General features: G+C 53.4%; 10 protein-coding genes. 7 read left to right on the top strand and 3 right to left on the bottom strand.

Going from position 1 to position 12,654, the window contains the following annotated elements:
- Window positions 1–15: 15 nt before the first annotated feature.
- Together DXU84_RS22280 and DXU84_RS22275 are read right to left on the bottom strand one after the other, a co-directional pair.
- Window positions 16–345, bottom strand: coding sequence for a PTS fructose-like transporter subunit IIB (locus tag DXU84_RS22280; protein ID WP_013577445.1), 330 nt, complete (start codon window positions 343–345; stop codon window positions 16–18).
- Between the two features lie 17 nt (window positions 346–362).
- Window positions 363–1,442, bottom strand: a complete 1,080-nt coding sequence (locus tag DXU84_RS22275) for a PTS fructose transporter subunit EIIC (RefSeq protein ID WP_013577444.1) — start codon at window positions 1,440–1,442, stop codon at window positions 363–365.
- Window positions 1,443–1,808: 366 nt separating this feature from the next.
- On the opposite strand from DXU84_RS22275, the gene ptsP reads away from it, so the two are divergent.
- Together ptsP and fsa are read left to right on the top strand one after the other, a co-directional pair.
- Window positions 1,809–4,313, top strand: a complete 2,505-nt coding sequence (gene ptsP / locus DXU84_RS22270; RefSeq protein WP_015690571.1) for a phosphoenolpyruvate--protein phosphotransferase — start codon at window positions 1,809–1,811, stop codon at window positions 4,311–4,313.
- 11 nt (window positions 4,314–4,324) lie between these two features.
- Window positions 4,325–4,987, top strand: coding sequence for a fructose-6-phosphate aldolase (gene fsa, locus DXU84_RS22265; protein WP_013577442.1), 663 nt, complete (start codon window positions 4,325–4,327; stop codon window positions 4,985–4,987).
- A gap of 93 nt (window positions 4,988–5,080) precedes the next feature.
- Here the strand turns inward: fsa and DXU84_RS22260 are convergent, their stop codons facing one another.
- Window positions 5,081–5,908, bottom strand: coding sequence for a dienelactone hydrolase family protein (locus DXU84_RS22260; protein WP_013577441.1), 828 nt, complete (start codon window positions 5,906–5,908; stop codon window positions 5,081–5,083).
- Window positions 5,909–6,091: 183 nt separating this feature from the next.
- Between DXU84_RS22260 and katE the strand changes: the two genes are divergently transcribed.
- The 5 genes from katE (at window position 6,092) to ubiE (ending at window position 12,647) form a co-directional block, all read left to right on the top strand.
- On the top strand, window positions 6,092–8,374 hold the full coding sequence (katE, locus tag DXU84_RS22255; RefSeq protein ID WP_015690570.1) for a catalase HPII: 2,283 nt from the start codon (window positions 6,092–6,094) through the stop codon (window positions 8,372–8,374).
- Window positions 8,375–8,596: 222 nt separating this feature from the next.
- Window positions 8,597–9,358, top strand: a complete 762-nt coding sequence (udp, locus tag DXU84_RS22250) for a uridine phosphorylase (protein WP_013577439.1) — start codon at window positions 8,597–8,599, stop codon at window positions 9,356–9,358.
- 165 nt (window positions 9,359–9,523) lie between these two features.
- Entirely contained in the window at window positions 9,524–10,051 is a 528-nt protein-coding gene (locus DXU84_RS22245; RefSeq protein ID WP_013577438.1) for a DedA family protein, read from the top strand.
- A 157-nt stretch (window positions 10,052–10,208) separates the two neighbouring features.
- Window positions 10,209–11,750, top strand: a complete 1,542-nt coding sequence (rmuC, locus tag DXU84_RS22240) for a DNA recombination protein RmuC (protein WP_013577437.1) — start codon at window positions 10,209–10,211, stop codon at window positions 11,748–11,750.
- 141 nt (window positions 11,751–11,891) lie between these two features.
- Complete coding sequence (gene ubiE / locus DXU84_RS22235) at window positions 11,892–12,647, top strand: bifunctional demethylmenaquinone methyltransferase/2-methoxy-6-polyprenyl-1,4-benzoquinol methylase UbiE (RefSeq protein WP_013577436.1); 756 nt, start codon at window positions 11,892–11,894, stop codon at window positions 12,645–12,647.
- The last annotated feature ends 7 nt before the right edge of the window (window positions 12,648–12,654 follow it).

Genomic DNA, 12,654 nt, shown 5'->3' with positions numbered 1-12,654 from the left:
TCGTTCTCCTTGGGATCAATCCGTGACAGCAGCTTTGGCGAGATGCGCTGCGATTTTTTCCATGATGGCATCTGCGCGTTTTACGGCATCGCTGATGGCCACGCGCACCGTCACTTTGCCTTTGAAACGCTCTTCCTGTTTGATACCGATGTCTTTGGTCAGGATCACGATGTCGGCGGCCGCCACATCTTCCGGCGTCAGTTCGTTTTCCAGACCGATTGAACCCTGCGTTTCAACTTTGCATTCCCAGCCTTTAGCTTTTGCCGCACGTTCAATCGCTTCAGCCGCCATATAAGTATGAGCAACACCGGACGGGCACGCGGTGACAGCAATAATGTGAGTCATGATGTTTTCCTTTGGGTTCAGTTAATTTCGAAGTCCAGATCAAGGTCAGATTCCTGACGCGTTTTTGCCGACTGCTTTTTGGCGGCCAGATATTTCAGCGTGTTGACGCACAGTGCAGTGACAACCATGCCGACCAGCAGCGCGCCGATATACCCCAGTTTTCCCTGCACGACCGGCAGTACAATCAGCCCGCCCCAGCCGGCATAGCATTGCGCGCCAACCAGGGCGGCAGTCACCGCCGCACAAGCAGAACCGAACATGATGGAAGGAATGACACGCAACGGATCAGCGGCGGCAAAAGGTATGGCGCCTTCGGTGATACCGACACAGCCCATCAGCATGGCGGCTTTGCCCGCTTCGCGCTCTTCGGTGGAATAGTATTTACGGCCAATCAGCGTGGCAAAGCCCAGCCCCAGCGGCGGTGTCGCGATAGCCACGGCGGCAATCGCCACCACGGTATACACGCCCTGTGCCACGCAAATCAGCATGAAAGCGTAGGCCACTTTATTAACAGGTCCGCCCATGTCGAAGGCCAGCATCAGCCCCATGATGATGGCGAGCACAATAATGCTGCCCTGCTGCATGCCTTGTAGCCAGTGAGTCAGGGAGGTGGTCAACAAACCAACCGGTTCGCCCAGTCCCCACATCATGACGCCCGCAGTCAGCAGGGTGCCGATAATCGGGATCACGAAGATCGGCATCACCGAGCGCAGGATCTTCGGTACGCGGATCTTCTTAAGATAGAAAACGATAATGCCGCCCAGCAAACCGGCGATGATCGCGCCAAAAAATCCTGCGCCGAATGAGGCGCCGACCCAGGCGCCGATTGCCGAAGGGGCGAGCGCGGAACGGTCAGAGATGGAATAACCGATATAAGCCGCCAGAAAAGGCACCATCAGGGTTAAACCGGCGACGCCGATATCAAATAACTTTTTCAGGTTCGGATCGGTTGCCGCGTCCGGTACGGCACCTTTGCCATACAGCATCACCGAGACCGCCAGCAAAATGCCACCCGCGACCACAAAGGGGATCATATGAGACACGCCAGTCATCAGATGCTGGCGGGTATTTTTTAGAATATTGAGTAAGTCTTTCATGATGAACTCCACGAAAACCGGTGTCGGGCTGAAAATCGCAAATATCAGGGTTTCATTTCAAAAACCGCAGATACAGAAAGGCTATCGACCTCAACAATAGGCTGCTGGCTGTGGCGCTCATAGTGGACAAATTTGTGTTTTACTGGACTTTTGTAATGTCCTCACAAAAATGCGAGCCGGTTCAAATAACCCGAGACAATACGCGGTTTAGTGACGGTAGTGGCGCGTGAGCTGGCTCGCAAAAAACGATACACATTACATTTATCCAGTGTTTGTCATTTTTGTCTGGTAGCTATCGGATCCGCCTGACTCTTATGCTGCAAGGAGCCGGTGCATTACACCGGAATTTGGGATGAGGATTCAGAAATGGCCAAGAAGTTGAGCTTCACCTGCATGTTGGTAAATGGTGTTCACGCCCGCCCGGCCAGCCATATTGAAACGCTGTGCAACAGTTTCGGGTCTGTATTTAAGTGGCACAATGGGCGTACTGACCGCATTGCAGATGGTAAAAGTGTCCTTTCACTGATTGGTGCCGATATTCTGTTTAACGATGAATGTCACGTGACCATTGAAGGGAATGACGAAGATGCTGCGCATGCTGCGCTGGCACATTTCATTAAACATCAGCTGCCTCATTGCGATGAAGCCCTGCCTGAGCATGATGAAAATGCTGAATTTGAGCCGCTTCCTGAATCCCTGATGCATCTTTCTCCGCTGGTTTTCCGCGCCCGTTCAGTCAGTGAAGGCTGTGCGCTGGGGAAACTGGTCAGCCTGTCGAATGTGAATCTGGCGACACTCAGGGATTTACCGGAATCTCAGGGTAAAGATAAAGAACAAAGTCTGCTTTCCACCGGACTGGCACAGCTTGAAAAATCACTCGAATTACAGCTGATGGCGGACAACGGGACGATCACGGCAGTGCTGGAAGCGCACCGTTCTTTGCTGCGTGATAACAGCCTGCGGGAAGCCTTGCTGAGCCGCGTGGCGCAAGGCCGGAGCTGTGCGCAAAGCATTGTCGACACCGCCGCGCATTTCAGCTTGCAGCTTGCACAATCGTCCAGCGCCTATTTGCGTGAACGCGAGCTGGATATTCGTGATGTCAGCTTCCAGCTTTTACAGCAAATCTATGGCGAGGAGCGTTTTCCTTCCCAGCAGGCACTGAGCGAAGCCAGTATTTGTCTGGCAGATGAACTGACGCCAAGTCAATTTCTCGAACTGGATAAAACACATCTGAAGGGGCTGTTGCTCGGCAGCGGAGGCAGTACGTCGCATACTGTGATCCTTGCCCGATCGTTCAATATTCCTGCACTCGTTGGCGTTGATCCACAGCCACTTCAGGCTTATTTGCAGCAGAATGTGCAGATCGACGGCGATCTCGGGCTGATTGTCTGTGCGCTCAGCGAACCGGTGCGCCGTTATTATCGTCAGGAACAGGCGGTGCATCAGGCGCTGCGTGAACAGCAAAGTGAATATCTCAATAAACCGGGGTATACCGCTGACGGTGTGCGCCTTGAAGTGGCGGCCAATATTGCCCACTCGGTCGAAGCCAGCGCGGCGTTTGGCAATGGGGCAGAAGCTGTCGGACTGTTCCGTACAGAAATGCTGTATATGGATCGCGCCAGCGCTCCTTCCGAAGATGAGTTGTACAACATTTATTGTCAGGCTACGGATGCGGCCAACGGCAAAACCATCATTGTCCGCACCATGGATATCGGTGGCGATAAACCAGTTCATTATCTGAACATTCCTGCCGAAAACAACCCGTTCCTCGGTTATCGCGCCGTGCGTATTTATCAGGAATACCTGCCGTTATTCCATACGCAGTTGCGCGCGATCCTGCGCGCCTCGGCGCACGGATCGCTGAAAATCATGATCCCGATGATCTCCTCTATGGAAGAGATCTTATGGGTGAAAGATCAACTGGCTGAAGTCAGGCAGTCGTTGCGCAGTGAGCAAGTGCCGTTTGATGAAAAAATTCAGCTTGGGATCATGCTGGAAGTGCCGTCGGTGATGTTCATCATCGATCAGTGTTGCGAAGAGATTGATTTCTTTAGCATCGGCAGTAATGACCTGACGCAGTATCTGCTGGCGGTCGACCGTGATAACGCGAAAGTGACACGCCATTACAACAGCCTGAATCCGGCCTTCCTGCGCGGCCTCGACCACGTTGTGCGCGAAGTGCATCGCCACGGTAAATGGATTGGTTTATGCGGTGAACTTGGCGCGAAAGGCTCGGTATTGCCGCTGCTGGTCGGGCTGGGGCTTGATGAAATCAGCATGAGTGCACCGTCGGTTCCTGTGACCAAAGCACGGCTGGCCAAACTCGACAGCCGCGAATGTCGCCTGCTGCTGAACCGCGCCATGCAGTGTCGCACGTCGCTGGAAGTCGAACACCTGCTGGCGCAGTTCAGGATGGCGGTCAACGATGCCCCGTTGATTACGGCGGAATGTGTGGCGCTTAATGCTGACTGGCGCAGTAAAGAAGAAGTGATTAAAGGCATGGTGGATAACCTGATGCTGGCAGGGCGTTGCCGTTATCCGCGCAAACTCGCCGCCGATGTCTGGGCGCGCGAAGCCGTATTTTCCACCGGCCTCGGGTTTGGCTTTGCGATACCGCACACCAAATCAGAACACATTGAGCAATCGACTATCAGCGTCGCGAAACTCCCGCAACCGGTGCGGTGGGGCGATGAAGAAGCGCAGTTTGTCATCATGCTGACTCTCAATAAACACGCTGCAGGCGATCAGCATATGCGGATTTTCTCAAAGCTGGCGCGACGGATTATGCATGACAGTTTCCGTGATGTGCTGATGCATTCCACCACCGCAGCACAGATTGAAGCGCTGCTTAAACAAGAACTGGAACTCTGACAGGAGAGAATATGGAACTTTATCTGGATACGGCTGATATCAGTGCAGTAAAACGTTTATCGCGGATTTTACCGTTACAGGGTGTGACCACCAATCCGAGCATTGTGGCTAAATCGCAGACTTCCGTGTGGGAGGTTTTGCCCGGGCTTCGTGATGCATTAGGTGGTGAAGGGAAACTGTTTGCACAAGTGCTGGCGAATCAGACCGAACAGATAGTGGAAGAAGCTGAACTGCTGCATTCCCGCGTGCCGGGGCTGGTGGTCAAAGTGCCGGTCACCGCCGCCGGTCTGGCAGCGATTAAGATCTTACGTACCCGCAAAATTCCAACGCTGGGAACCGCGGTGTATGGTGCCGGGCAGGGACTCCTGTCGGCGCTGGCCGGAGCAGAATATGTCGCGCCGTATGTTAACCGGCTGGATGCCCAGGGGGGAGATGGCATTGCGATGGTGACGGAGTTGCAGCAATTGCTGTCCCTGCATGCGCCGCATGCCAAAGTGCTGGCCGCCAGTTTTAAAACGCCGCGTCAGGTTCTGGCCTGTCTGCTGGCAGGTTGTCAGTCGGTCACTATCCCGGTGGACGTAGCGGAGCAATTTATCAGTGCGCCTGCGGTACAGGCGGCTGTCGATAAATTTGAACAAGACTGGCAGGGTGCCTTTGGGCAGTTGTCGCTGTAATGGGTTAACTTCCCGTAAAAAGCCCGGCAGGAAAAACCTGTCGGGCTTTTGTCATTCTGGTCGGTGTCCTTTTACTGCACACCATACTTTTTATTACTTAACCCCATACTGCGCAAAGAAATCCAGCATCCGTTGCCAGCCGTCGGCGGCGGCTTCAGCGTGGTAACTCGGGCGATAATCGGCGTTAAACGCGTGGCCCGCTTCCGGATATACCACGATTTCCGCCGTAGCATTGGCTGCGCGAATGGCCTGACGCATGGTTTCAATGGTATCCAGAGGAATGCTGGAATCTTCTGCGCCGTATAAACCCAGAACCGGTGCATCCAGCGCGGCGGCGCGGTCAACCGGATTTGACGGGCTGGTCAGCGTTTTATCGCCGACCAGTTTGCCGTACCACGCCACGCCCGCTTTCAGCTGCGGATTGTGCGCCGCGTACAGCCAGGTAATGCGCCCGCCCCAGCAGAAACCTGTGATGCCTAATTTAGAAATGTCCCCGCCATGTTGTGATGCCCAGTGTGCAGTGTGATCGAGATCTGCAAGCACCTGCTGATCCGGCACTTTACTGACCAGTTTAGCAAAAAGCTCACTGATTTCAGTGTAGTCACGCGGGTCGCCCTGACGGAAGTACAACTCCGGCGCGATGGCCATATAACCCTGTTTCGCCAGACGGCGGCAGATATCCTGAATGTGTTCGTGTACACCAAAAATTTCCTGCACCACCAGCACGATCGGCAATTTACCGGTGAACTGTTCCGGACGGGCGAGGTAGGCGGGCATATCTTCGCCCTGCGAGGGTATGGTGGTCTGGCCTGCGTGCAGCCCGTCAGTATCGGTATGGATAGTGGTGCTGGCGACGGGAGTGACGGCAGGGGCAAAGCTGGTCGGAGCCTGTTTCAGGGTAAGCAATTCTTCTTTTTTCATTGGGGTCTCCAGGCAAGTGTCCATACGAAAATCTGTGGCTATGGATTAAAACTATAGCCGGAAAGCATGAACAGCAAGGCGCAAGAGATGTTCTATAGTTAAAAGTTAATCAGGAAAGTCATCATGGAAGATTTACAGAACGTCTACAGAACACCCGAAACCTTTGTCGAGGAGCTATGTTCAATGTCAAAATCACCCTCTAAAGTGACCAAGAAAAGCGAGTCAAAATCGGTAAGCCGCGCCCCCGCCACGGGCATTGAATCTTCACAGCCAGGCCTGGGGGATCTTGCGCCCGGCGATCGTATTTATCAGCCTTCGCCACAACCGACACCGCCAGGAAAAGAACCGACAGCGTCCGGCAGTGCGAAGAGTCCGGAAAATACCAATGCTAAACTCGATGCATTAGAACGCCACCGCAAAAATGGTGAAAAACAGCCGCTGACCACCAATCAGGGCACCAAAATCTCTGATGATCAGAACTCGCTGAAAGCCGGAAATCGTGGCCCGACACTGCTTGAAGATTTCATTCTCCGTGAAAAAATTACTCACTTCGACCATGAGCGCATTCCCGAACGTATCGTTCATGCGCGGGGCGCTGCGGCGCACGGTTATTTCCAGCCCTATCGCAGTATGAAGGCGGTGACCAAAGCCAGCTTCCTGTCTGATCCTGAAAAGAAAACGCCGGTATTTGTGCGTTTCTCTACCGTTCAGGGTTCCCGTGGTTCGGCAGATACCGTGCGTGATATCCGCGGCTGGGCGACCAAGTTTTATACCGATGAAGGCATTTACGACCTGGTCGGTAACAATACACCGGTGTTCTTTATTCAGGATGCCCATAAATTCCCTGATTTTGTGCATGCGGTAAAACCCGAACCGCATAACGAAATCCCGCAGGGAGCGAGTGCGCACGATTCCTTCTGGGATTACGTGTCCCTGCAACCGGAAACCCTGCATAACGTGTTCTGGGCGATGTCTGACCGGGGCATTCCGCGCAGTTACCGCACGATGGAAGGTTTTGGCATCCATACTTTCCGTTTCGTGAATGCAAAAGGCAAAGCCACTTTTGTGCGTTTCCACTGGAAACCGCTGGCCGGAAAAGCCTCTCTGTTATGGGATGAAGCGCAGAAACTGGCCGGGAAAGATGCCGATTTCCACCGCCGTGATTTGTGGGAAGCCATCGAAGCCGGAGATTATCCGGAATACGAACTGGGTGTGCAGTTGATCCCTGAAGAAGATGAATTCAAATTTGATTTCGACCTGCTCGACCCGACCAAACTCATCCCTGAAAAACTGGTGCCGGTAGAACTGATCGGCAAAATGGTGCTCAACCGTAACCCCGATAATTTCTTTGCTGAAACCGAGCAAGCCGCGTTCCACCCGGGGCACATTGTGCCGGGCATAGATTTCACCAATGATCCGCTGTTGCAGGGGCGACTGTTCTCTTACACCGACACGCAAATCAGTCGTCTGGGCGGGCCTAATTTCCATGAAATTCCGATTAACCGGCCGACGTGCCCTTTCCATAACTTCCAGCGTGACGGCATGCACCGTCAGGACATTGATACGAATCCGGCGAACTACGAGCCGAATTCCATCAACAATAACTGGCCGAGGGAAACACCTCCGGCAGCGTCCGGCGGTGGCTTTGAAAGTTATCCTGAACGGGTTGATGCAGAAAAAATCCGTCAGCGCAGTCCGTCATTTGCCGAATATTATGCCCATCCGCGCCTGTTCTGGCTGAGCCAGACAACAGCGGAGCAGGATCATATTATCGGCGCTTTCTCATTTGAATTATCGAAGGTGGCGCGGCCGTATATCCGCGAGCGGGTCGTGGATCTGTTAGCGCATGTTGATCAGACGCTGGCGCAGAAAGTGGCGAAAAATCTGGGTATTACCCTTTCCGCTGACACCCTGAAGATCAAACCGCCGAAGCCCGTGAATGGGCTGAAAAATGATCCGTCGCTGAGTTTGTATGCCAGCGGTAAAGGCACGATCAAAGGGCGGCAGGTGGCGATATTGCTGGGTGAAGGTGTGAATGCGGCGGATGTTCTGGAAACCTTACAGGCACTTCAGGCCGCTGGCGTTCACCCTAAGCTGCTGGCCAGTCACTTAGGGAGTGTGACTGCCGATGATGGTTCTACGTTGCCGGTTGATGCGACGTTTGCCGGATCGCCTTCCATCACCGTTGATGCAGTGATTGTTCCGCATGGGCATATCGACGCACTGCTGATGAATGGCGATGCACGGCATTATGTGCTCGAAGCCTACAAACACCTGAAAGTGGTGGGGCTAAGTGGCGATGCACGCCGCTTCAAATCGCTGCTGGGGCTGACGGACGATGTGCCGGAAGAGGGCGTTGTGGAAGGTGAAAAAGCAGAAGGAGCGTTGCTGAAGGCGTTTCTGAAAGACATGCTCAAACACCGGATCTGGTCGCGCAGTGCGGCGGCAGATGCCGTTCCTGCCTGATTAACTGTAACTGATAAACAGGCAATCCCCGGCAGCGGAGATTGCCTGTTTAAAATTCCCTCACCCTCCTTATTTTGTGACTTGAATCACAAAATAAATGTATGTGAAATTCCCGTTGTTACATCATAGTGACGACCGTCACGAAATAACGTCACAATGTTCAGTACAGTTGCCGGGTGTTCCTCCTGCCAATAAATGACCTTACACACAGAGGAGTTTGTTATGTCTCAGCCTGAAGTTTTCCATCTTGGCCTGGCCAAAAAAGATTTAAACGGCGCGACGCTGGCGATTGTTCCCGGCGACCCTGAGCGCGTGGAAAAAATTGCCAAATTGATGGAGAACCCGGTTCGTCTGGCTTCCCACCGCGAATTTACCTCATGGCGTGCTGAGCTTGATGGCAAATCTGTGATTGTTTGCTCAACCGGTATTGGTGGCCCTTCGACCTCTATTGCGGTTGAAGAACTGGCGCAACTGGGGATCCGTACTTTCCTGCGAGTCGGCACAACTGGCGCTATCCAGCCACACATCAATGTCGGTGACGTTCTGGTCACGACCGCTGCCGTTCGCCTTGATGGCGCGAGCCTGCACTTTGCGCCGATGGAATTCCCTGCAGTAGCCGATTTTGCCTGCACCACCGCGCTGGTTGCGGCGGCAGAAGCCGTGGGTGCCGCGACGCACATTGGCGTTACCGCCTCTTCTGACACCTTCTATCCGGGTCAGGAACGTTATGACACTTACTCTGGCCGTGTTGTCCGTCGCTTCAAAGAATCGATGAAAGAGTGGCAGGAAATGGGCGTCATGAACTACGAAATGGAATCCGCGACTCTGCTGACCATGTGTGCAAGCCAGGGTCTGCGCGCGGGGATGGTGGCGGGTGTTATCGTGAACCGCACGCAGCAGGAAATCCCTAATGCGGAAACCATGAAAAAGACTGAAAGTCATGCGGTGAAGATTGTTGTAGAAGCAGCCCGCAGGCTTATTTAGTCCCTATAAAACTAAAACAACCACATCACATCATCACATCAATGGGCTGCCTCTGGCGGCCCGTTTTTTTGCCCTGCTAAGCAGATCTGTTAAGGTCATGTTAGTAATCCATCTGGAATAATTGATGAACCTCCTCCCGGATCTCTGACAAAAGGAACTGCATTTTTGACTGTTCACGACCTTCTTGAGTACACCACTACCTTCATCCGCGCCCATCAGGTGTGGGCTGCACCGATCGTTTTCTTTCTGGCTTTTGGTGAGTCTCTGGCATTCCTTTCCCTGCTGCTCCCGGCAACGTTTATCTTGCTGGGACTCGGCGCGCTGATCGGCGAAACCGGTATTCCGTTCTGGCCCATCTGGGCCGCCGCCGCCGCAGGCGCTTTCTTGGGAGACTGGCTTTCTTACTGGATTGGTGCCCGTTATCAGGATCGGGTTGGCAATTTCTGGCCTTTCTCCCGCCATCCGCAAATGCTGGTTCGTGGACATGCTTTCTTTGAAAAATGGGGCATGCCCGGGGCTTTCATTGGCCGCTTCTTTGGCCCGCTTCGTGCCGTTGTGCCACTGGTTGCCGGTATCTGCGGTATGCCGCAAAAATATTTCCAGATTGCGAATGTGACGTCTGCACTCATCTGGGCTTTCGGCATCCTGGCGCCAGGTGCTTTCGGCATTCAGTGGCTGAGCCGCTGGTTTTGAATGCTGCTCTCTGTGGCTGGCTATCGCAAGGGGGCAAATACAGAGAAATTCCTTTTTGGAAGACGTCTCGCAAAGGCTCAATGCAACAGAAAATAGACTGGACATCCATACAGCCTGACATTACCTTGGCCGCAAGAGACTTTAAGAGGGAAATCGCGTGGATATCAGCATCCTGACAGCCCTGGGGGCGGGGTTAGTGGGCTTACTCGTAGGTTGGCTTATCGCCAGCCTGCGCCAACAGCAACAGCAGACGGAGTATGAAACGCAGCGCCGTTTGCTGGAACAATCGCTGGAACAGGCTAAAGCGGAAAATGATACGCACAAAAGCGAGCGGCAATCAGGGCAGCAGCAACTGCGTGAGGCTGAACTTGAGCTGCGAAAACTGCATAGCCTGCAGGCGGCCAGTCAGGAAAAATTACAACTGCTTGCCCACTGGCAAAACGAGTGTGAGCAACTGAATCAGGAACTGCGTGCGCAGCGGGAAATCAACAGCGCGCAGGAAGCAGAGTTGCGTGAGGTTTCAACCCGTCTGGATGAAACCCGCATGGCGGCTGAAGAAAAGCAGCGTCTGCTGATTAACAGCGAACAGCGCCTGAGCAGCCAGTTTGAAAATCTGGCTAACCGGATTTTCGAACAAAATGGCCGCCGTGCCGACGAACAGAACAAGCAAAGTCTCGACAAGTTACTGTTGCCGTTGCGCGAGCAACTGGATGGTTTCCGTCGTCAGGTGCAGGACAGCTTTGGGCAGGAAGCCCGTGAACGCCATACGCTGGCGCATGAGATCCGCAATCTGCAGCAACTGAATGTGGAGATGGCCCGTGAAGCCGTCAACCTGACCAAGGCACTGAAAGGTGACAACAAAACGCAGGGCAACTGGGGGGAAGTGGTGCTGAGCCGCGTGCTCGAGGCTTCCGGTTTACGTGAAGGGCATGAGTACCAGACTCAGGTCAGCGTGCAGGTTGACAGCAACAGCCGGATGCAACCCGATGTGGTCGTCAGGTTACCGCAGAATAAAGACGTAGTGATTGATGCCAAAATGACCCTGGTCGCGTATGAGCGCTATTTCAACAGCGAGGATGACAGCGAGCGGGAAGCGGCGCTCAATGAACATATTGCCTCGGTTCGCGGACATATCCGCCTGCTCGGGCGCAAAGATTACCAGCAACTTCCCGGTCTGCGCAGCCTCGATTATGTGCTGATGTTTATCCCTGTTGAGCCCGCTTTTCTGCTGGCTATCGACCGTGAGCCAGAATTGATTAGCGAAGCGCTCCGGCACAATATTATGCTGGTCAGCCCGACGACCCTGCTGGTGGCGCTGCGAACGATCAGTAACTTGTGGCGCTATGAGCATCAGAGTCAGAACGCCAAACGTATCGCCGACCGCGCGGCACGTCTTTACGACAAACTGCGGCTGTTTGTGGATGACATGGAGTCGATGGGACAAAGTCTCGACAAAGCGCAGGGAAGTTATCGATCCGCGATGAATAAACTCTCGCAAGGCCGTGGTAATCTTATCGGACAGGTGGAAAGTTTCCGCGCGCTGGGTGTTGAAGTTAAACGGCCTATCAGTCCGTCTCTGGCTGAAATAGCGAAAGCGGAAAATGAACCTGAAGACACCGCATCTCTGCCCGATACCTCTGATGCGGAAGAAGAACAGACGCTGAACCCGGGTGAGTTAACTCCCCACCAGCAGACATAGCGGGTCAGAGGGCCTGCACTGTATTTGTGATTCAATGCATGAATTTTTGCAATATGTTGAATCACCATCGGTGATGGGGCTTTCGAACGGGTTCTGATACACTTCTCCCCAAGAGTTCGACTGAAAAAGCAGGCATAAATAATGGAAAAGCAGACGCCGGAAACCACCCATTTTGGTTTTCGTACAGTAGCCAAAGATGAAAAACAGGAAATGGTGGCAGAAGTCTTCCATTCCGTTGCGGCAAAATATGATTTGATGAATGATCTGATGTCTTTCGGTATTCATCGCATCTGGAAACGCTTCACTATTGATTGCAGCGGTGTCCGTCAGGGACAACGTGTGCTGGATCTGGCCGGTGGTACGGGCGATCTGACCGCAAAATTTTCCCGTCTGGTGGGTGAGAAAGGCGAAGTCGTGCTGGCGGATATCAATGATTCCATGCTGAAGATGGGCCGCGAAAAGCTGCGCAATCTTGGCATCGTCGGCAACGTCAGCTACGTTCAGGCGAATGCCGAGGCTCTGCCGTTCCCGGATAACTATTTTGACTGTATCACCATCTCTTTCGGTCTGCGTAACGTGACTGAAAAAGAGAAGGCGCTGCGTTCCATGTTCCGCGTACTCAAGCCGGGCGGGCGTCTGCTGGTACTGGAATTCTCCAAACCGGTGCTGAAGCCGCTGAGCAAAGCTTACGACACCTATTCCTTCCATATTTTACCGCGTATTGGCGAGCTGGTTGCACACGATGCCGAAAGCTACCGGTATCTGGCTGAATCAATCCGTATGCATCCGGATCAGGAAACACTGAAAGGAATGATGGCGGACGCAGGTTTTGAAAATGTGACTTATCACAACCTGACTGGCGGCATTGTGGCGTTACATCGGGGTTTCAAATTCTGATATGAGT

The sequence above is a fragment of the Rahnella sp. RcJ3 genome (genome assembly GCF_009498575.1).
GTDB lineage: Bacteria > Pseudomonadota > Gammaproteobacteria > Enterobacterales > Enterobacteriaceae > Rahnella > Rahnella aceris.
Note: the sequence above shows the minus strand (reverse complement) of the source record. Positions and strands in the feature narration are given on the sequence as shown.